Origin of the sequence: Streptomyces sp. NPDC047061 (assembly GCF_040643955.1) — a bacterium.
Classification (GTDB): domain Bacteria; phylum Actinomycetota; class Actinomycetes; order Streptomycetales; family Streptomycetaceae; genus Streptomyces.
The window spans coordinates 176331-195818 of the sequence record NZ_JBEYVI010000005.1; the positions used below are offsets into that span (position 1 = coordinate 176331).

Annotated in this window: 18 protein-coding genes; 9 read left to right on the forward strand and 9 right to left on the reverse strand. The window is 71.0% G+C overall.

Going from position 1 to position 19488, the window contains the following annotated elements; all coding sequences use genetic code 11:
- Nucleotides 1–318: 318 nt before the first annotated feature.
- Complete coding sequence (locus tag ABZ887_RS11300) at nt 319–1143, reverse strand: oxidoreductase (protein ID WP_361286175.1); 825 nt, start codon at nt 1141–1143, stop codon at nt 319–321.
- A gap of 100 nt (nt 1144–1243) precedes the next feature.
- On the opposite strand from ABZ887_RS11300, the gene ABZ887_RS11305 reads away from it, so the two are divergent.
- A complete protein-coding gene (locus tag ABZ887_RS11305; protein ID WP_361286178.1) occupies nt 1244–2224 on the forward strand; it encodes an ATP-binding protein in 981 nt (326 codons plus the stop codon).
- A 24-nt stretch (nt 2225–2248) separates the two neighbouring features.
- On the opposite strand, the gene ABZ887_RS11310 is transcribed toward ABZ887_RS11305, so the two are convergent.
- Complete coding sequence (locus ABZ887_RS11310; RefSeq protein WP_361286181.1) at nt 2249–3511, reverse strand: hypothetical protein; 1263 nt, start codon at nt 3509–3511, stop codon at nt 2249–2251.
- 281 nt (nt 3512–3792) lie between these two features.
- Between ABZ887_RS11310 and ABZ887_RS11315 the strand changes: the two genes are divergently transcribed.
- The 6 genes from ABZ887_RS11315 to ABZ887_RS11340 all read left to right on the forward strand — a co-directional run bounded on the left by ABZ887_RS11315 (nt 3793) and on the right by ABZ887_RS11340 (nt 12055).
- Nucleotides 3793–6195 carry a SulP family inorganic anion transporter gene (locus ABZ887_RS11315; protein WP_361286184.1) on the forward strand — a complete coding sequence of 801 codons (2403 nt, stop codon included), beginning with the start codon at nt 3793–3795 and terminating at the stop codon, nt 6193–6195.
- Between the two features lie 238 nt (nt 6196–6433).
- Nucleotides 6434–8392 carry an acetate--CoA ligase gene (gene acs, locus ABZ887_RS11320; protein WP_361286187.1) on the forward strand — a complete coding sequence of 653 codons (1959 nt, stop codon included), beginning with the start codon at nt 6434–6436 and terminating at the stop codon, nt 8390–8392.
- A gap of 202 nt (nt 8393–8594) precedes the next feature.
- Nucleotides 8595–9974 carry a Na+/H+ antiporter NhaA gene (nhaA, locus tag ABZ887_RS11325; RefSeq protein ID WP_361286190.1) on the forward strand — a complete coding sequence of 460 codons (1380 nt, stop codon included), beginning with the start codon at nt 8595–8597 and terminating at the stop codon, nt 9972–9974.
- A gap of 237 nt (nt 9975–10211) precedes the next feature.
- Nucleotides 10212–10697 carry a phage holin family protein gene (locus tag ABZ887_RS11330; RefSeq protein WP_361286193.1) on the forward strand — a complete coding sequence of 162 codons (486 nt, stop codon included), beginning with the start codon at nt 10212–10214 and terminating at the stop codon, nt 10695–10697.
- Nucleotides 10694–11614, forward strand: a complete 921-nt coding sequence (locus ABZ887_RS11335) for an alpha/beta hydrolase (RefSeq protein WP_361286196.1) — start codon at nt 10694–10696, stop codon at nt 11612–11614. Before ABZ887_RS11330 ends, ABZ887_RS11335 begins: the two co-directional genes overlap by 4 nt.
- Nucleotides 11615–11875: 261 nt before the next feature.
- Complete coding sequence (locus ABZ887_RS11340; protein WP_361286199.1) at nt 11876–12055, forward strand: hypothetical protein; 180 nt, start codon at nt 11876–11878, stop codon at nt 12053–12055.
- A 58-nt stretch (nt 12056–12113) separates the two neighbouring features.
- Here the strand turns inward: ABZ887_RS11340 and ABZ887_RS11345 are convergent, their stop codons facing one another.
- The 3 genes from ABZ887_RS11345 to nth form a co-directional block, all read right to left on the reverse strand.
- Nucleotides 12114–13313, reverse strand: a complete 1200-nt coding sequence (locus ABZ887_RS11345) for a MarP family serine protease (protein WP_361286202.1) — start codon at nt 13311–13313, stop codon at nt 12114–12116.
- Nucleotides 13314–13326: 13 nt separating this feature from the next.
- A complete protein-coding gene (locus ABZ887_RS11350; protein ID WP_361286706.1) occupies nt 13327–13989 on the reverse strand; it encodes a CoA pyrophosphatase in 663 nt (220 codons plus the stop codon).
- Between the two features lie 142 nt (nt 13990–14131).
- A complete protein-coding gene (gene nth / locus ABZ887_RS11355; protein WP_361286206.1) occupies nt 14132–15085 on the reverse strand; it encodes an endonuclease III in 954 nt (317 codons plus the stop codon).
- A 342-nt stretch (nt 15086–15427) separates the two neighbouring features.
- Between nth and ABZ887_RS11360 the strand changes: the two genes are divergently transcribed.
- The gene (locus tag ABZ887_RS11360) at nt 15428–16102 is read left to right on the forward strand and encodes a Crp/Fnr family transcriptional regulator (protein WP_030422469.1); all 675 of its coding nucleotides are present in this window, start codon (nt 15428–15430) and stop codon (nt 16100–16102) included.
- Nucleotides 16103–16206: 104 nt separating this feature from the next.
- The gene (locus ABZ887_RS11365; protein WP_361286211.1) at nt 16207–17037 is read left to right on the forward strand and encodes a nucleotidyltransferase domain-containing protein; all 831 of its coding nucleotides are present in this window, start codon (nt 16207–16209) and stop codon (nt 17035–17037) included.
- Here the strand turns inward: ABZ887_RS11365 and ABZ887_RS11370 are convergent.
- From ABZ887_RS11370 to ABZ887_RS11385, 4 genes are all read right to left on the reverse strand, one after another.
- Nucleotides 17034–17888, reverse strand: coding sequence for an MBL fold metallo-hydrolase (locus ABZ887_RS11370; protein WP_361286214.1), 855 nt, complete (start codon nt 17886–17888; stop codon nt 17034–17036). The genes ABZ887_RS11365 and ABZ887_RS11370 overlap by 4 nt on opposite strands.
- A 2-nt stretch (nt 17889–17890) precedes the next feature.
- Nucleotides 17891–18778 (reverse strand): NUDIX hydrolase, encoded by an 888-nt coding sequence (locus ABZ887_RS11375; RefSeq protein WP_361286217.1) that lies wholly within the window; start codon nt 18776–18778, stop codon nt 17891–17893.
- Nucleotides 18779–18851: 73 nt separating this feature from the next.
- The gene (locus ABZ887_RS11380; protein WP_361286220.1) at nt 18852–19316 is read right to left on the reverse strand and encodes a RidA family protein; all 465 of its coding nucleotides are present in this window, start codon (nt 19314–19316) and stop codon (nt 18852–18854) included.
- Nucleotides 19316–19474, reverse strand: coding sequence for a DUF4177 domain-containing protein (locus ABZ887_RS11385; RefSeq protein ID WP_019992579.1), 159 nt, complete (start codon nt 19472–19474; stop codon nt 19316–19318). The genes ABZ887_RS11380 and ABZ887_RS11385 overlap by 1 nt, the downstream gene beginning before the upstream one ends.
- Nucleotides 19475–19488: the final 14 nt, after the last annotated feature.

Genomic DNA, 19488 nt, shown 5'->3' on the forward strand with positions numbered 1-19488 from the left:
GCTCCGGGCTTGCAGTACAAAGGGGTTAGCGGCCCGCGAGACCAAAGGACATCCGAGAGGATCACCTTTAAAACGCATTTGGCCCCACGGACCCAGCATGGACACTGGGCACCCACGCGACGTCGACCCGTCGATTACGGGCCAGCCGCACCAGGTGACGGGCAAAGTACCCGACCTGATGGGCGACATATCGAGGACGCTTGGTAACCCGGCGACCATGCCAGCGGCGGTACGAGAACTCGTACCGCCGCAACCCTTTTCCGAAGCGCCGCGTGGCCGTCCGCCCGGGCCCTGAGCCGCCCACTGCACCGCTCTCCCCTACGCCGCCCCGCGCTGCAGCGCCTCGCACACCGCCGTCGACTCACGCACGCCGAGCTCCACCGCGCGCCCGCAGTGCGCGATCCAGGCCGCCATCCCTTCCGGGGTGCCGGACACGTAGCCGTCCAGGGCCGCCAGATAAGAGGCTCGGCCCAGTTCGGCGTGACCGACCTCGGCGGGGCAGATCGCCTTGGGGTCGAGGCCGCTGCCGATCAGCACGATCCGCTCGGCCGCGCGCGCGACCAGCCCGTTGCACGAAGTGAAGGGCCGCAGCGCGAGCAGCTCGCCGTGCACCACGGCGGCCGTCACCAGCGCGGGCGCCTCGCTCCCCGCGACGATCAGCTCGGCGAGCCCCTCCAGGCGCGCCGATACCTCGTCGGCGCCCGGCAGCTCCAGTTCCACCAGCGGCTCGTCGACACCCTCGCCGGCCCGGCGCGGCCGGCCGACCTCGTCATCGTTCGTCGCGGCCGCCACCAGGTGCAGCCGGGCCAGCACGCGCAGCGGCGACTGCCGCCAGATGGACAGCAGTTGGCCCGCCTCCGCGGTCAGCCGCAGGGCCGCGCCCACCACACGCGCGTCGTCGTCCACACCGAAGTCGGAACGCCGCCGCACCTCCTCCAGCGCCCAGTCGGCACCGGACAGCGCGGCGCTGCCCCGGGCGGCGCGCAGCGCGGCCTCCGAGGTGACGGCGTTGCTGCGGCGCCGCATGATCCGGTGCCCGTAGACCCGGTCCACGGCCTTGCGCACGGACTCCACGGACTCGGCCACCCCGGGCAGCGAACCCAGGGCCGCGAGCGGATCAGCGGTCGCACCTGTCGTACTCATGAGTACGACAGTACGCACCCCGCCCGGGGACTCCACGAAGGAGTGGTCTTCTTCACTTCACATGACACGTACAGCTATCACCCGACTACCCTTCGTGAACATGAAAATTGCTTTCGTCGGAAAGGGCGGCAGCGGCAAGACCACGCTCTCCTCCCTGTTCATCCGCCATCTTGCGGCCGCCGGCGCGCCGGTCGTCGCCGTCGACGCCGACATCAACCAGCACCTGGGCCCCGCGCTCGGTCTCGACGAGACGGAGGCGGAGGCGCTGCCCGCGATGGGCGAGCGGCTCTCCCTGATCAAGGACTACCTGCGCGGCAACAACCCGCGCATCGCCTCCGCCGCGACGATGATCAAGACCACCCCGCCCGGCGAGGGCTCGCGGCTGGTCCGGGTGCGGGAACCCAACCCGGTGTACGACGCCTGTGCGCGGCCGGTGGAACTCGACGGCGGCGCCGTCCGTTTGATGGTCACCGGGCCCTTCACGGACGCCGACCTGGGGGTCTCCTGCTACCACTCCAAGACAGGAGCGGTGGAGCTGTTCCTGAACCACCTCGTCGACGGCCCCGACGAGTACGTCGTGGTCGACATGACGGCGGGTTCGGACTCCTTCGCCTCCGGCATGTTCACCCGCTTCGACATCACGTTCCTCGTCGCCGAGCCGACCCGGAAGGGGGTCTCCGTCTACCGCCAGTACAAGGAGTACGCCCGGGACTTCGGCGTCGTGCTGAAGGTCGTCGGCAACAAGGTGCAGGGGCAGGAGGACATCGACTTCCTGCGCTCGGAGGTCGGGGACGACCTGCTGGTCACGGTCGGGCACTCGGACTGGGTGCGCGCCATGGAGAAGGGCCGCCCGCCCCGGTTCGAGCTCCTGGAGAACCCCAACTCCCGCGCCCTGCGCACCCTCAAGGTGGCCACCGACGCGACGTACGACTTGCGCGACTGGGAGCGCTACACCCGGCAGATGGTCCACTTCCACCTGAAGAACGCCCTGTCGTGGGGCAACGAGCGCACCGGGGCCGACCTGGCCGCGCAGATCGACCCCGGCTTCGTGCTCGGCGAGGGAGTGGCCGCCCCCGCCTGACGGGCGGCCGACCCCGCTTCCGTGCTACTGCCTGACCGCCGGCGCCCCGGGCACCCCCTTCGGTGCCGGGGCGGAATGCCCGGACAGGAAGGACTCCCAGCCCTGCCGCGGGGCCTCGCCCACGTTCAGGGTGCGCAGCCTTGCCAGGACCTGCGGATCCTGGGCGTCCAGCCAGTCCGCCAGCTGACGGAAGGAGACACAGCGCACCTCGGGCTTGTTGCAGACGTCCCCGACGACCTCGTCGAGGGCGCGCATGTAGGTGCCGCCGTTCCACGACTCGAAGTGGTTGCCGATGACGAGCGGTGCGCGGTTGCCGTTGTAGGCCCGGTTGAAGCCCTGGAGCAGCCCGTCGCGCATCTGGTCGCCCCAGTAGTCGTACATGTCGGGGTCACCCTGCGTCGACGTGCCGGACTGGTTGACCATGAAATTGTAGTCCATGGTCAACTGCTCGTAGGAGTGGCCGGGGAAGGGGACGAGCTGCATCGACAGGTCCCACAGCCCTTCCCTCTTCCTGGGCCAGACCTGGTCGTTGACACCGCTGGTGTCGTAGCGGAAGCCCAGCTCGCTCGCCGCCTTCACGAAGTTCTTCTGCCCCTCCAGGCAGGGGGTCCGGGCGCCGATGAGCTCCTTGTCGTAGTCGAAGGGCAGCGGTGCGGCGTTCTTCATGCCGGTGTTGGTCTTCCAGGTCTTCACGAACTGCTTGGCCTGGGCGATCTCGCTCTTCCACTCGGCCACCGACCACTCGCCGACCCCTCCGTCGGGGCCGCAGAAGTGCCCGTTGAAGTGGGTGCCGATCTCGTTGCCCTCCAGCCAGGCCAGCCGTAGCTGGTCGACGGTGTCGGCGATGCCCCGCTCGTCGTTGAAGCCGATCTCGGAGCTGCCGGGCGAGTGCTGCGGGGGCCGGTAGAGGTCACGCTTCTCGTCGGGCAGCATGTAGACGCCGCTGAGGAAGTACGTCATGTTCGCGTGGTTCTCCTTGGCGACCTTGCGGAAGTGCGAGAACAGCTTCTGGCTGTCCTCGCCCGCGCCGTCCCAGGAGAACACCACGAACTGCGGTGGCTTCTCACCGGCCTTGAGCCGCTCGGGCCGGGGCAGATGCGGCTGCGCCCCGGTGTACGCGGTGGATCCGTCGCCGATCAGACGGACCACGCTCTGGGGCGCCGGTGCTCCTTTCTGCGGCCCGGACGCCCCTTGTTCGGAGTTGGTACCGGTCGCGCAACCGGCGACCGACGCGGCACAGGCCGCGGCGGCCACGGCGCCGACGGCAATCCTCTGGGTGGCGGCCAATTCCGCTCACCTTCTTCCTTCTCTCGGCGAACGCCGGTGACGGCGTTTTATGGCGATGTGCCGGGTATCTGCCGACAGCGCGGCCAAGGTCGCATAGGACCGAGAGAGGGATTAATACGACAAGCCGATGAACTGCTCAGTTCACCCATGGAGGTGAACGAGTGCCCCATTTGCGCAATAAGTCCATGCTTGACCTTTACCTTGCATTACGATTCATTTACTGAATGTTGGTTCATCCCGCCCAGATCCGCGACCGCGCTGCCCCGGAGGAGACGGGAAACATGTCATCAGCCTGCGTACCCACCCACCCCGAGAGCCTCGGCCTCGCCCGGGCCACAACTCCCAAGACCGACACCGGCACTGACCGGCCGCAGCCCCCGTCCACACCCCCGCGCCGCCGCTTCCCCGTCGCGGGCGCCGACCTGTCGGCGTCCGTCGCGGTGTTCCTGATCGCCCTGCCGCTGTCCCTCGGCATCGCCCTCGCCACCGGCGCCCCGCTCCAGGCCGGCCTGGTCGCGGCGGCCGTCGGCGGGCTGGTCGCCGGCCGGCTCGGCGGCTGCCCGCTCCAGGTCAGCGGCCCCGCCGCGGGGCTCACCGTGGTGACCGCCGATCTGATCCACCGGTACGGCTGGCGGGCCACCTGCGGCATCACCGTCCTCGCCGGACTGGCCCAACTGGGCCTGGGCTGCCTGCGCGTGGCCCGCACCGCACTCGCCGTCAGCCCGGCCGTGGTGCACGGCATGCTCGCCGGCATCGGCATCACCATCGCCGTCGCCCAGCTGCACATCGTCCTCGGCGGCAACCCGCAGAGTTCGGTCCTCGCCAACGTCCGAGCGCTGCCCGCCCAGTTGGCCAACCTGCACCCGGCCGCCGTGACGATGAGCGCACTGACCCTGGCCCTGCTGTTCGGCTGGCCCCGGATCCCGGGCAGAGCGGGCCGTCCGCTGCGCACGGTCCCGGCCGCCCTGGTCGCCGTCGCCGGTGCCACCGCGACCGCCACGCTCACCGGGCTGACCCTGCCCCGGGTCGACCTGCCGTCCTGGAGCAGTCACGCCCTGGCGGGGCTGCCCGAGGGGCCGGTGCTCGGCATCGTCGCCGCCGTGCTCACCACCACGCTGGTGTGCAGCGTGCAGTCGCTGCTGGGCGCGGTCGCCGTGGACAAGCTGGTGGCCGGCCGCACCGGGCCCCAGTCCGGCCTCGGCCGCTCCGACCTGGACCGGGAGCTGCTCGGTCAGGGCGCGGCCAACATCGTGTCGGGGGCGCTCGGCGGACTGCCGGTCGCAGGGGTCGCGGTGCGCAGTTCGGCGAATGTGCGATCCGGTGCCGTGAGCCGGAACTCCACGATGCTGCACGGCGTTTTCGTAGTAGCCGCCGCGCTGCTGATGGTCCCGGCCCTGGATCTCATCCCGCTCGCCTCGCTCGCCGCCCTGGTGATGGCCGTCGGCATCCAGATGGTGTCCCTGCACCACATCCGCACCGTGACCCGCCACCGCGAAGTGCTGGTGTACGCCGTCACCACGCTCGGGGTGGTTCTCCTCGGCGTCCTGGAGGGCGTGGTCCTCGGGGTCGCCGTGGCCGTCGCCGTCGCCCTGCACCGCCTCGCCCGCACCCGCATCACCCACGAAGAGAAGGGAGGAGTCCATCACGTACACGTAAGAGGACAGCTCACGTTCCTCGCGGTCCCCCGGCTCAGCAGAGTCCTGCATCTCGTGCCCCAGGGCGCGCACGCCGTGGTGGAGCTGGCCGGTTCGTTCATGGACCACGCGGCGTACGAGTCACTGCGGGACTGGCGCAGGGCCCACACCGCCCAGGGCGGCTCCGCCGAACTGACCGGCTGCCGCGCGGGCGTCCGCTCACCGGAGTACGGCCACGGACCGGAGGTCCGTCAGGCACCGGAGCACGGCCAGGCACCGGGGTACGGCCACGCGCAGCGACACGGTCGCGGACCGGCACGCGGTCCCGGAGACCGGTTCGGGAGACCGGACGGGGCGGCAGGTCATGAACTCGCCCGCGGGATCAGTGCGTTCCAGCGCGACACCGCGCCCCTGGTCAGGGAGGAGCTGGCCCGGCTGGCGCGCGAGGGGCAGCGGCCGTCGCAGCTCTTCCTCACCTGCGCCGACTCCCGGCTCGTCACCTCGATGATCACCTCCAGTGGTCCGGGTGACCTGTTCGTGGTCCGCAATGTCGGCAACCTGGTCCCTCTTCCGGGTGAGGAGAACGGGGACGACTCGGTGGCGGCCGCGATCGAGTACGCGGTGGACGTGCTGAAGGTGCGGTCGATCACGGTGTGCGGGCACTCCGGGTGCGGGGCGATGCAGGCGCTGCTCGGCTCCGGGACCCGGGGCGCGGCGACCCCGCTCGGGCGGTGGCTGCGGCACGGCCTGCCGAGCCTGGCCCGGCTGGCCGACGAGGGCCGTACGGGGGTCCGGCTGGCCGGGCGGGCGCCGGCGGACAAGGTGGAGCGGTTGTGCCTGACCAACGTGGTCCAGCAGTTGGAGCATCTGGGGGCGCACGACTCGGTGGCGCGGGCGCTGACCGCGGGTGAGCTGGAGCTGCAGGGGATGTACTTCCACGTGGGCGAGGCGCAGGCGTATCTGCTGAGCCGGGGCGGTGCGGACGCGGCGGGAGAGGGAGGGGTGTTCCAGGGGGTACCCGGCGCCGAGGAGTTGCCCAGCCCGGCATGAGCGGAAGGGCGGGCCCGGTGCGCCGCACCAAGCCCGGCACTGGCAGGCTCGGCACGCCCGACGGTGACACAGCGGTGGCACGGCGATGGCACGGCGGACGGTGACACGCCCGACCGTGGCCCACCCCGCCACACCTGATAGGTCTACACCAATTTTTCGGCGGCCCTTGTCACCGGGGCCCCAGGTCTGATGAGCTGTGGCCTGGGACACAACGGACACCCTTCGAAAGGGAGATGTCGTGAGCAACGAAAGCCTGGCCAACCTCTTGAGGGAGGAGCGACGCTTCGCGCCGCCCGCTGACCTGGCCGAGAACGCCAATGTCACGGCCGAGGCGTACGAGCAGGCCAAGGCTGACAGGCTCGGCTTCTGGGCCGCGCAGGCCCGTCGGCTGACCTGGGCCAAGGAGCCGACCGAGACGCTGGACTGGTCGAACCCGCCGTTCGCCAAGTGGTTCAAGGACGGCGCGCTCAACGTCGCGTACAACTGCGTGGACCGGCACGTGGAGGCCGGGCACGGCGACCGGGTCGCCATCCACTTCGAGGGCGAGCCCGGCGACAGCCGCGCGATCACCTACGCCGAGCTGAAGGACGAGGTCTCCAAGGCGGCCAACGCCCTGCTGGAGCTCGGAGTTCAGAAGGGCGACCGAGTCGCGGTCTACATGCCGATGATCCCGGAGACGGCGGTCGCGATGCTCGCCTGCGCCCGGATCGGCGCCGCGCACTCCGTGGTCTTCGGCGGTTTCTCCGCGGACGCGCTCGCCACCCGCATCCAGGACGCGGACGCCAAGGTCGTCATCACCTCCGACGGCGGCTACCGGCGCGGCAAGCCGTCCGCGCTCAAGCCGGCCGTGGACGAGGCGATCGGCAAGGTGGACAACGTCGAGCACGTGCTGGTCGTCCGCCGCACCGGGCAGGAAGTGGCCTGGGACGACGCGCGGGACGTGTGGTGGCACGAGATCGTCGAGCGGCAGCCGGCCGAGCACACACCGGAGGCGTTCGACGCCGAGCACCCGCTGTTCATCCTCTACACGTCCGGTACGACGGGTAAGCCGAAGGGCATCCTGCACACCTCGGGCGGCTACCTCACCCAGGCGTCGTACACCCACTGGGCGGTGTTCGACCTCAAGCCGGAGACGGACGTGTACTGGTGCACGGCCGACGTCGGCTGGGTGACCGGCCACTCGTACATCGTGTACGGACCGCTGTCCAACGGCGCGACGCAGGTGATGTACGAGGGCACCCCGGACACCCCGCACCAGGGCCGGTTCTGGGAGATCGTGCAGAAGTACGGGGTGACGATCCTGTACACGGCGCCCACCGCGATCCGCACGTTCATGAAGTGGGGCGACGACATCCCCGCGAAGTTCGACCTGAGCAGCCTGCGGGTGCTGGGGTCGGTGGGCGAGCCCATCAATCCCGAGGCCTGGATCTGGTACCGCAAGCACATCGGCGCCGACAAGACGCCGATCGTGGACACCTGGTGGCAGACCGAGACCGGCGCGATGATGATCTCGCCGCTGCCGGGCGTCACCGCGACCAAGCCCGGTTCCGCGCAGACCCCGCTGCCCGGCATCTCGGCGACGGTCGTCGACGACGAGGCGCACGAGGTGCCCAACGGCGGTGGCGGCTACCTGGTGCTGACCGAGCCGTGGCCGTCGATGCTGCGCACCATCTGGGGCGACGACCAGCGGTTCCTGGACACGTACTGGTCCCGCTTCGAGGGCAAGTACTTCGCCGGTGACGGCGCGAAGAAGGACGACGACGGCGACATCTGGCTGCTCGGCCGGGTGGACGACGTCATGCTCGTCTCCGGGCACAACATCTCCACCACCGAGGTGGAGTCGGCGCTGGTGTCCCACCCGTCGGTCGCCGAGGCGGCCGTGGTCGGCGCGGCGGACGAGACGACCGGTCAGGCGATCGTCGCCTTCGTGATCCTGCGCGGCACGGCGAACGCCGAGGACGAGGGCCTGGTCAACGACCTGCGCAACCACGTCGGCGCCACGCTCGGCCCGATCGCCAAGCCCAAGCGGGTGCTGCCGGTGGCGGAGCTGCCGAAGACCCGCTCCGGCAAGATCATGCGCCGGCTGCTCCGCGACGTCGCCGAGAACCGCCAGCTCGGTGACGTGACGACGCTGACCGACTCGACGGTCATGGACCTCATCCAGGCGAAGCTCCCGGCGGCGCCCAGCGAGGACTGAGCCGCCACCGAGCCCTGTAGGGCGCCCGGCGCGAAACGCGCCGGGCGCCCTTTTTGCACCTACCGTGAATCTCACCTGGCATCTCCCGCCACATCTTAGGTAAACTAAACAAAGTAGCGTGATCGCAAACGCGATCCCCAAGGTGTGCCGGGAAGTCTGGTCGGCAAGTAGTCCTGCCCTGCCCACCGACCGGAGGTCCCCCGTGTCCGCGCCCCGCACCGCCCCCGTCCGGAAGGTTCTCGGTCGCCTCTCGCTGCCCGAGCGGACCATCGTGGCGGACGCGCTGCGGACCGAGACCGTCGGCGGTGTGCTGCTGCTCGTCGCCGCGGTGGCCGCGCTGGTCTGGGCGAACATCCCCGCGCTCCACCACAGCTACGAGAGCGTCGCCGACTTCCACTTCGGCCCTCGCGCCCTCGGCCTGGACCTCTCCGTCGCCCACTGGGCCGCCGACGGTCTGCTCGCGATCTTCTTCTTCGTGGCCGGCATCGAGCTCAAGCGCGAACTGGTCGCCGGTGACCTGCGAGAGCCGAAGGCGGCCGTCCTCCCAGTGGCCGCCGCGCTGTGCGGGATGGCCGTACCGGCACTCGTCTACACCCTCACCAACCTCACCGGCGGCGGCTCCACACAGGGCTGGGCGGTCCCCACGGCCACCGACATCGCCTTCGCGCTGGCCGTGCTGGCCGTGATCGGCACCTCCCTGCCGGGCGCCCTGCGCGCCTTCCTGCTCACTCTCGCGGTCGTCGACGACCTGTTCGCCATCCTCATCATCGCGATCTTCTTCACCGACCGGATCGACTTCGCCGCGCTCGGCGGCGCGGTCCTCGGCCTCGCCGTCTTCTGGCTGCTGCTGCGCAGGGGCGTGCGCGGCTGGTACGTGTACGTGCCGCTCGCCGTCGTCATCTGGGCGCTGATGTACAACAGCGGCGTGCACGCGACCATCGCCGGTGTCGCCATGGGCCTGATGCTGCGCTGCACCACCCGTGAGGGTGAGGAGCACTCCCCCGGGGAACACGTCGAGCATCTGGTACGGCCGCTGTCGGCGGGGCTGGCCGTGCCCCTGTTCGCGCTCTTCAGCGCCGGTGTGAAGGTGTCCGGAGGGGCACTCGGGGACGTCTTCACCAAGCCGGAGACGCTCGGGGTCGTCCTCGGCCTGGTCGTCGGCAAGGCGGCCGGGATCTTCGGCGGGACCTGGCTCACCGCCCGCTTCACCCGGGCCTCCCTCAGCGAGGACCTCGAATGGGCCGACGTCTTCGCGGTGGCCACGCTCGCCGGCATCGGCTTCACCGTCTCGCTGCTCATCGACGAACTCGCCTTCGCCGGCGACACCGTACTCACCGACGAGGTCAAGGCCGCCGTACTCACCGGCTCGCTCATCGCGGCCCTGTGCGCCACGGTGCTGCTGAAGATACGCAACACCCGCTACCGCAGGCTGGTCGAGGCCGAGGAGCGGGACGACGACCTCGACGGCATTCCGGACGTCTACGAGGAGGACAACCCGGCGTACCACCTGCGGATGGCGGAGATCTACGAGCGGAAGGCCGCCGAACACCGCAGGATCGCCAAGGAGAAGGCCGCCTCTTGAGGGGCCGGCGGGCGTGACGCGCCCGCCGAAGTACCGGGCGGGGCAGGCGGGCAGGGCGACCGTCCGGCATGATCTGACGAGACGGTACAAAAAAGACCGGCACAAAGGGACCGGTGCCAGAGGACCGGTACCAGAAGATCGGTGCCAGAAGATCGGTGCCAGAAGATCGGTGCCAGAAGATCGGTGCCAGAGGACCGGCACGCGAAGACGATGACGAAGACGCAGAGGGAGACCGCGATGAGCGCACCCGACGGCAGCCCGGTCGGTGCCGAACGCAGCATCGGCCAGCTGTTCGCCTCGGCCACGGCCGAGATGTCGGAGCTGGTGCACGACGAGATCGCGCTGGCCAAGGCCCAGCTGAAGCAGGACGTCAAGCGGGGCGCGGTGAGCGGCGGCGCGTTCTCGGTGGCGGGTGTGCTGCTGCTGTTCTCCCTGCCGATGCTCAACTTCGCGCTGGCGTACGGTATTCGGACCTGGAGCCACTGGAATCTCGCGCTCTGCTTCCTGCTCTCCTTCGCGGCGAACGTCCTGGTGGCCGTCGCCCTCGCGCTGATCGGCGTGGTGTTCGCGAAGAAGGCCAAGAAGAGCAAGGGCCCGCAGAAGGTGGCCGCGTCGGTGAAGGAGACGGCGGGCGTGCTGCAGAACGCCAAGCCGCATCCGCGCCCGGAGCTCCCCCGGGACGAGGTGCCGGCCATCGAGGCTGTGGCACGCTCGGCGTCATGACGGATCCCGCTCCCTCGGCCGTACGGCCGGAGGGCCCCTGGACGCACCGGGACGTCGCCGCGAACGGCGCCCGGTTCCACATCGCCGAGCTCGGCGACGGACCGCTGGTCATGCTGGTGCACGGCTTCCCGCAGTTCTGGTGGACCTGGCGGCACCAGCTGGTCGCGCTCGCCGACGCGGGCTTCCGGGCCGTCGCCATGGACCTGCGGGGCGTCGGCGGCAGCGACCGCACCCCGCGCGGCTACGACCCGGCGAACCTCGCGCTCGACATCACGGGCGTGATCCGTTCCCTCGGCGAGCCCGACGCCGCGCTGGTCGGCCACGATCTGGGCGGCTACCTGGCGTGGACGGCGGCCGCGATGCGCCCCAAGCTGGTACGACGACTCGCGGTGGTGTCCATGCCGCACCCGCGGCGCTGGCGCTCGGCGATGCTCCGGGACCGCCGGCAGACCGCCGCCGCCTCCTACATCTGGGGCTTCCAGCGGCCCTGGATCCCGGAGCGGCAGCTCACCGCCGACGACGGCGCGCTGGTCGGCCGGCTGATCCGGGACTGGTCCGGGCCGCGGCTGCCGGACGACGAGGCGGTTCAGACGTACCAGCGGGCCATGTGCATCCCGTCCACCGCGCACTGCTCGATCGAGCCGTACCGCTGGCTGGTGCGCTCGCTGGCGCGCCCGGACGGCATCCAGTTCAACCGCAGGATGAAACGCCCGGTGCGCGTCCCGACGCTGCATCTGCACGGCTCCCTGGACCCGGTGACCCGCACCCGCAGCGCGGCTGGCTCCGGCGAGTACGTCGAAGCGCCGTACCGCTGGCGGCTGTTCGACGGGCTCGGACACTTCCCGCACGAGGAGGACCCGGTCGCGTTCTCCACCGAACTGGTCAACTGGCTCAAGGATCCGGAGCCCGACCGTTGAGAAGGCGCCGCCCCCGAACCGGCCGGGGGTCCGGGGGTTGTCCCCCGGGACAGCACAGTCCGCACGAGGAGGACCCGGTCGCGTTCTCCACCGAACTGGTCAACTGGCTGAAAGACCCCGAACCCGATCGGTGACCGCGCCGATGCGCCCGGTATCCGGACCTGTACACCTGTTCTACGAACGGCCACATGCCCGGCGCATAGGCCGATTCAGGGGCGCGCGGGAGGTTATCGACCTTGGGGCAGGGGCAGACGTCGGGGTATGGGCTGGACGCACGACTACAGTGACGCACCCCGCAACCGCCGTACGACAGGCGGCCCGAACCCTCATCGAGGAGGTGCCCCGCAACTGCCGGGGGCAGACCTCAGGGTGGGGATTCCGCACATCCTGCGCCGCCGGGCCCGCTGGGTCTCGGTACGTCTGCGCCACACCCGAGGCTGACACCGCGAAGGACCCCCGACAGCCCCCCGATGGACCCCGAAGCACCCCGAGGGGGCTCCTAGAGGGCGCAGCTGTCGGTGCCCACCTGCTGGCTCGCGGTACGGCCCCGGGCGATGTCCGCCTGGATCTCGTCGGCCGTGAGGGCGTACCCGGTGTCGGCGTCGTCCAGTGACTTCGCGAAGACGACCCCGTACACCCGGCCCTGAGGGGTGAGCAGCGGGCCGCCGGAGTTGCCCTGGCGGACGGTCGCGTACAGCGAGTAGACGTCACGGCGGACGGTGCCGCGGTGGTAGATGTCCGGGCCGTTGGCCGTGATCCGGCCGCGCACCCGGGCGGGACGGACGTCGTACGACCCGTTCTCCGGGAACCCGGCGACGATCGCGCTGTCCGTCGTGTCGGCGTCCGCCGCGGAGAACTTCAGGGCCTTGGCCCGCAGGTCCGGCACGTCCAGTACGGCGATGTCGCGCTGCCAGTCGTAGAGGACGACCTTGGCGTCGTACTTGCGGCCCTCGCCGCCGATCTGGACGGTGGGCTCGTCGACGCCGCCGACCACGTGGGCGTTGGTCATGACGCGGCGGTCGGCGAAGACGAAGCCGGTGCCCTCCAGGATCTTGCCGCAGCTCTGCGCGGTGCCCGTCACCTTGACGATGGACTGCTTGGCGGTGGTGGCCACCACGCTGTTCGCGAGGGCCGGGTCGGGCGGCGACACGTCGGTGATCGGCTCGTTCGCGAACGGGCTGAAGACCTGCGGGAAGCCGTTCTGCGCGAGGACCGCGGAGAAGTCCGCGAACCAGGTGTCGGCCTGGTTGGGCAGCGCTCTGGACACCCCGAGCAGCACCTTGGAGTTGCGCACCTCCTTGCCGAGCGTCGGCAAGGTGGTGCCCGCGAGGGCGGAGCCGATCAGCCAGGCGACCAGCAGCATCGCCAGCACGTTGACGAGGGCGCCGCCGGTGGCGTCCAGGGCGCGCGCCGGGGACCAGGTGATGTACCGGCGCAGCTTGTTGCCCAGGTGGGTGGTGAGGGCCTGGCCGACCGAGGCGCAGACGATGACCACGACCACGGCGACGACCGCGGCGGTGGTGCCCACCTCGGCGTTGTCGGTCACCGCGTCCCAGATCACCGGAAGGACGTAGACGGCGACGAGTCCGCCGCCCAGGAAGCCGATCACCGACAGGATGCCGACGACGAACCCCTGGCGGTAGCCGACGATCGCGAACCACACGGCGGCGACCAGCAACAGGATGTCCAGCACATTCACGAACGACACCCTGTCATGACCGCCAGTCGAGCGGGACCAGCTTCTCGCGGTCCCAGGAGCGCTCCCATCCCGCGTAGTGCAGCAGACGGTCGATCACCCCGGCCGTGAACCCCCACACCAGGGTCGATTCGACCAGGAATGCCGGACCGCGGTGCCCGCTGGGGTGCACGGTGGTGGCCCGGTTGGCCGGATTCGTGAGATCCGCCACGGGAACGGTGAAGACCCGCGCCGTCTCGTTCGGATCCACCACCCCCACCGGGCTCGGCTCGCGCCACCAGCCCAGCACCGGGGTGACCACGAACTTGCTCACCGGGATGTACAGCCTGGGCAGCACCCCGAACAGCTGGACGCCGGCCGGATCCAGCCCGGTCTCCTCCTCGGCCTCACGGAGAGCGGCCCGCAGCGGCCCGTCGGCCTTCGGGTCGCCGTCCTCGGGGTCGAGGGCACCGCCGGGGAAGGAGGGCTGCCCGGCGTGCGAGCGCAGCGAACCGGCCCGCTCCATCAACAGCAGCTCCGGCCCCTGCTTCCCCTCGCCGAACAGGATCAGCACGGCCGACTGCCGCCCCGCACCGTTCTCCGGCGGCAGGAAGCGGCTCAGCTGGAGCGGCTGGATCGTCTCGGCGGCCCGCACCACCGGGTCGAGCCACTCCGGCAGGCCCTCCTTGCCGAGCGCCACGCCCGCGCGCGCATCGCCCGTCTGCTCCTTGCTGCTGTGTGTCACGGCATCCCCCGTCCTGCCCTGCTCCCCCGTCCTGCCCGTTCCAACGCCCGAAGACTCCTTGATCGTTCCGTTCCCCGTCCCTGAGAAGACCCTTGGGTCATGTTCCTGATACGCCGCCCAGCGGCGGCGCCGGGCGGCCGCCCGCGTCCAGATACGCCTGCGGCGGGTTGAGCCGCTGGCCGGGGAAGCCGCCCTTCTCGTACTTGAGCAGCTTCCTCGCCTTCTCCGGGTCGGTCTCGCCCTCGCCGTAGGCCGGACAGAGCGGGGCGATGGGGCAGACCCCGCAGGCGGGCTTGCGGGCGTGGCACATCCGGCGGCCGTGCCAGATCACGTGGTGCGAGAGGTCGGTCCAGTCACTCTTGGGGAACAGCGCGCCGACGGCCGCCTCGATCTTGTCGGGGTCGGTCTCCTCGGTCCACCGCCAGCGGCGGACCAGGCGCTGGAAGTGGGTGTCCACGGTGATGCCGGGGCGCCCGAAGGCGTTGCCCAGGACGACGAACGCGGTCTTGCGGCCGACGCCGGGCAGCTTGACGAGGTCTTCCAGCCGACCGGGGACCTCGCCGCCGAACTCCTCCACCAGCCCCTTGGAGAGCCCTATCACCGACTTGGTCTTGGCCCGGAAGAACCCGCACGGCCGCAGGATCTCCTCGACCTCCTCGGGGTTGGCGACGGCCAGGTCCTCGGGGGTGGGGTACTTCGCGAACAGCGTCGGGGTGGTCTGGTTGACACGCAGGTCGGTGGTCTGGGCGGACAGCACCGTGGCGACCAGGAGCTGGAAGGGGTTCTCGAAGTCCAGCTCGGGGTGGGCGTACGGGTACACCTCGGCGAGCTCGCGGTCGATCCGGCGGGCCCGGCGGACGAGCGAGGTCTGCGACTCGGGCTTACCGGCCGGCGCCGCCTTCGCCGCCGACGCCGCCTTCGCCGGTGCCGCCTTCTTCACGGTCGCCGTCTTCTTCGCGGTCGCCGCCTTCGCCGATGCCGCCTTCTTCACGGCCGTCTTCTTCGCGGTCTCCGTCTTCGCCGCCGTCTTCTTCACCGGCGCCTTCTTCACGGCCTTCGCCACCTTTGTCGCGCTTTTCGGCTCACCGGAGGCGGCATCGGACCCTTGTTCGCCCACAGCGGAATCACCTCGTACAACCACCCGCCCAGCCCCCTTGTCCTGTGCTCTCACCGGCGATTTGGACACCCGGCCAGCCTAAAGCCCGGCACCGACATCCGCCCCGGACCCGGAAGATCAGCCCCCGATTGGACCCCTGCCGCTTACCTCGGCACACCTGTGCGGCATCCTTGTGACAGATCACACTGTTTGGACCGTCCGGCAAAATGGGGAGCACGGTCCCCTGGTACCAAGGGGGAGCAAGATCCCCTGAGCAGGTCGACAAGGAGAGAACTCGTGGACGACGTTCTGCGGCGCAACCCGCTTTTCGCGGCGCTCGATGACGAGCAGTCCGCGGAGCTGCGTGCCTCCATGAGTGAGGTGACCCTCGCGCGTGGCGACTCCCTGTTCCACGAGGGCGACCCGGGCGACCGGCTCTACGTCGTCACCGAGGGCAAGGTCAAGCTCCACCGCACCTCCCCCGACGGCCGCGAGAACATGCTCGCCGTGGTCGGCCCCGGCGAGCTGATCGGCGAGCTGTCGCTGTTCGACCCGGGCCCGCGCACGGCGACCGCGACCGCGCTGACCGAGGTCAAGCTGCTGGGCCTCGGCCACGGCGACCTCCAGCCCTGGCTGAACGTGCGCCCCGAGGTGGCCACCGCCCTGCTGCGCGCCGTCGCCCGCCGGCTGCGCAAGACCAACGACGCCATGTCCGACCTGGTCTTCTCCGACGTGCCGGGCCGGGTCGCACGCGCCCTGCTGGACCTCTCGCGCCGCTTCGGCGTGCAGTCCGAGGAGGGCATCCACGTCGTCCACGACCTCACGCAGGAGGAGCTGGCCCAGCTGGTCGGCGCGTCCCGCGAGACCGTGAACAAGGCCCTGGCGGACTTCGCCCAGCGTGGCTGGCTGCGGCTGGAAGCGCGGGCCGTGATCCTGCTGGACGTCGAACGTCTGGCGAAGCGGTCCCGGTAGGCCCCGGTTTCCGGGGGCCACCGCCCCCGGACCCCCCGGCCCCCCCGCATCATCGGCCTTCGGCCTCGTCCTCGAACGCCGGACGGGCTGGTATGTGGTTCCCCATGTCTGAAACAGTCGCGTCCCGGGGCCTCGACCCACTGGGCTTCATAGAGCGCGAAGGCTCGCACGCGCGCGTGCAGCGCGTCTTCCGTCCCGTGGTCGCCGCCGCCCGGAACCGGCTCCTGGAGGTCTTCGGGGCCCGCCTGGACAGCGCCTACCTCTACGGTTCGATCCCGCGCGGCACCGCGCGCGTGGGGCGCAGCGACCTGGACCTGGTGGTCGTGCTGGGCGAGGAGCCGACCGGCGCCGACCGGGACGCGGCCCGTGCCCTCGGCGCGGCGGTCGACAAGGAGTTCCCGGAGATCGACGGGGTCGGGACCCTGCTCTACTCCCGCGCGCGGGTGCTCAGCGAGCTGGAGCGGTACGACATCGGCTGGTTCGTGGCCTGCCTGTGCACCCCGCTGCTCGGCGAGGACCTCGCCGAGTTCCTGCCCCGCTACCGCCCCGACTCGCTGCTGGCCCGCGAGACCAACGGCGACCTGGCCCGGTACCTGCCGCGCTGGCGGGAGCGGATCGCGGCCGCGGACGACACCGAGGAGGCCCTGCGGCCCCTGGTGCGCTTCATGTCACGGAACCTCGTCCGCACCGGCTTCACCCTCGTCATGCCCCGCTGGAACGGCTGGACCAGCGAGCTGCGGGAGATGGCGGAGGCGTTCGCCGGCTACTACCCGGAGCGCGCCGACCAGCTGCGCCGGGCGGCCGGATACGGGGTCGAGCCGGTCGGCGACCGCGCCGTACTGCGGTCGTACGTGGACGACCTGGGCCCGTGGCTCGCCGACGAGTACGCGCGCGTGCACGGCGTGAAGACGCCCCGGCCGGACGGCTGGGACTAGAGCTCGGACCAGATCTCCGGCTGGATCAGGCCGTGCTCGGTCAGGTAGTCCAGCTGGGCCCGTACCGACAGTTCCGCCGCCGGCCACAGGGAGCGGTCCACGTCGGCGTAGACGTGGGCGACGACCTCGGCGGGGGCACGGTGGCCGTTCTCGACGGCCGTCTCGACCTGGGCGAGCCGGTGGGCGCGGTGGGCCAGGTAGAACTCGACGGCGCCCTGGGCGTCCTCCAGGACGGGCCCGTGACCCGGCAGGACGGTGTGGACACCGTCGTCGACCGTCAGCGAGCGCAGCCGTCGCAGCGAGTCCAGGTAGTCGCCGAGACGGCCGTCCGGGTGCGCCACGACCGTCGTACCGCGCCCCAGGATGGTGTCGCCGGTCAGGACCGCGCGGTCGGCCGGGAGGTGGAAGCACAGGGAGTCGGCGGTGTGGCCCGGCGTCGGTACGACGCGCAGCTCCAGCCCGCCGGTGGTGATCACGTCGCCGGCGGCCAGGCCCTCGTCGCCGAGGCGCAGCGCCGGATCGAGGGCACGCACGCGCGTGCCGGTCAGTTCCGCGAAGCGTACGGCGCCCTCGGCGTGGTCCGGGTGGCCGTGGGTCAGGAGGGTGAGCGCGATCCGCTTGCCAGCCTTCTCTGCCGTGTCGACGACGTTCTTGAGGTGGCCGTCGTCCAGCGGGCCCGGGTCGATCACCACGGCCAGGTCGGAGTCGGGCTCGGCGACGATCCAGGTGTTGGTGCCGTCCAGGGTCATCGCGGAGGCGTTGGGCGCCAGCACGTTGACGGCCCGCGCGGTGGCGGGACCCGAGAGGACTCCGCCGCGCGGCTGGCCGGGCAGGGCTGCTGCGTCCGTCATGGTCAGGCTCCACCGGTCGTCAGGTCGGTCGCTGCGTGCGTCGGTATGTGCTTGGTGAACTCGTCGTGGCCGGGCCAGGTCAGGACGATCTCGCCGGCCTCCAGGCGGGCGCGGGCCAGCACCGGCGTCATGTCCCGCGCGGGCGCCGCCGCGAGCGTCTCCGCGGCCGTGGTGTACGGCAGGAGCTGGCGCAGGGTGGCGATGGTGGGCGGCATCATCAGCAGCTCGCCCTTGTCGTAGCCGGCGGCCGCGTCCGCCGGGCGGATCCACACCGTGCGGTCGGCCTCCGTGGAGGCGTTGCGGGTGCGCTGGCCCGCCGGGAGGGCGGCGACGAAGAACCAGGTGTCGTAGCGGCGGCTCTCGAACTCCGGGGTGATCCAGCGCGTCCAGGCGCCCAGCAGGTCCGAACGGAGGACCAGGCCGCGCCGGTCCAGGAACTGGGCGAACGACAGGTCACGGGCGACCAGGGCGGCGCGGTCGGTCTCCCAGTCGTCCCCGGTCGTGTCCCCGACCACGGCGTCCGCGGCGGGACCGGCGAGCAGGACACCCGCCTCCTCGTACGTCTCCCGCACGGCCGCGCAGACGATCGCCTGGGCGACCGCCTCGTCGACGCCGAGCCGCTCGGCCCACCACGCGCGCGTGGGGCCCGCCCAGCGGACCTGGTGGTCGTCGTCGCGCGGGTCGACACCGCCGCCCGGATACGCGTACGCGCCTCCGGCGAAGGCCATGGAGGCGCGTCTGCGCAGCATGTGGACGACGGGACCGTCCGGGGTGTCCTTCAGGAGCAGCACGGTGGCCGCGCGCTTCGGGGTCACCGGCACGAGGGTGCCCTCCGCGTGTGCGCGGATCCGGTCCGGCCACTCAGGGGGATACCACTGTCCATCGGCCATTACCGGAGGCTATCCCGTGGGGAGCGATTGTTCGAGAGGGGCTCGGACGGACCGCCCCTCCGGCTCCGGTCGGCTACGGCTCCAGCTCGACCTGGACCTCGACCTCGACCGGCGCGTCCAGCGGCAGCACAGCGACGCCCACCGCGCTGCGCGCGTGCACGCCCTTGTCGCCGAGGACCTCGCCGAGCAGCTCGCTGGCACCGTTGATCACACCCGGCTGACCGGTGAAGTCGGTCGCGGAGGCGACGAAGCCGACGACCTTCACCACGCGTGCGACGCGGTCCAGGTCACCGGCGACGGACTTCACGGCAGCCAGTGCGTTCAGCGCGCAGATGCGGGCCAGCTCCTTGGCCTCCTCCGCGGTGACCTCGGCGCCGACCTTGCCGGTGACCGGAAGCTTGCCGTCCACCATCGGCAGCTGGCCGGAGGTGTAGACGTACCCGCCGGTCCGCACGGCCGGCTGGTAGGCGGCGAGCGGCGGGACGACCGCCGGCAGCGTGAGACCGAGTTCGGCCAGCTTGGCCTCGACGGCGCTCATTACGGCTTCTCCCGCTTCAGGTAGGCCACGAGCTGCTCGGGGTTGTTGGGCCCGGGCACGACCTGGACGAGCTCCCAGCCGTCCTCGCCCCAGGTGTCCAGAATCTGCTTCGTGGCATGGACGAGCAGCGGCACGGTTGCGTATTCCCACTTGGTCATGTGGCCGACTGTAT

Bases quoted from the DNA above. Each gene is read 5' to 3' on its own strand.
- ABZ887_RS11305 (WP_361286178.1), top strand. From the start codon at position 1,244: ATGAAAATTGCTTTCGTCGGAAAGGGCGGCAGCGGCAAGACCACGCTC.
- ABZ887_RS11330 (WP_361286193.1), top strand. From the start codon at position 10,212: ATGAGCGCACCCGACGGCAGCCCGGTCGGTGCCGAACGCAGCATCGGC.
- ABZ887_RS11375 (WP_361286217.1), bottom strand. From the start codon at position 18,778: ATGGCCGATGGACAGTGGTATCCCCCTGAGTGGCCGGACCGGATCCGC.
- ABZ887_RS11315 (WP_361286184.1), top strand. From the start codon at position 3,793: ATGTCATCAGCCTGCGTACCCACCCACCCCGAGAGCCTCGGCCTCGCC.
- ABZ887_RS11380 (WP_361286220.1), bottom strand. From the start codon at position 19,316: ATGAGCGCCGTCGAGGCCAAGCTGGCCGAACTCGGTCTCACGCTGCCG.
- ABZ887_RS11335 (WP_361286196.1), top strand. From the start codon at position 10,694: ATGACGGATCCCGCTCCCTCGGCCGTACGGCCGGAGGGCCCCTGGACG.
- ABZ887_RS11370 (WP_361286214.1), bottom strand. From the start codon at position 17,888: ATGACGGACGCAGCAGCCCTGCCCGGCCAGCCGCGCGGCGGAGTCCTC.
- ABZ887_RS11385 (WP_019992579.1), bottom strand. From the start codon at position 19,474: ATGACCAAGTGGGAATACGCAACCGTGCCGCTGCTCGTCCATGCCACG.
- ABZ887_RS11300 (WP_361286175.1), bottom strand. From the start codon at position 1,143: ATGAGTACGACAGGTGCGACCGCTGATCCGCTCGCGGCCCTGGGTTCG.
- ABZ887_RS11365 (WP_361286211.1), top strand. From the start codon at position 16,207: ATGTCTGAAACAGTCGCGTCCCGGGGCCTCGACCCACTGGGCTTCATA.
- ABZ887_RS11340 (WP_361286199.1), top strand. From the start codon at position 11,876: ATGGGCTGGACGCACGACTACAGTGACGCACCCCGCAACCGCCGTACG.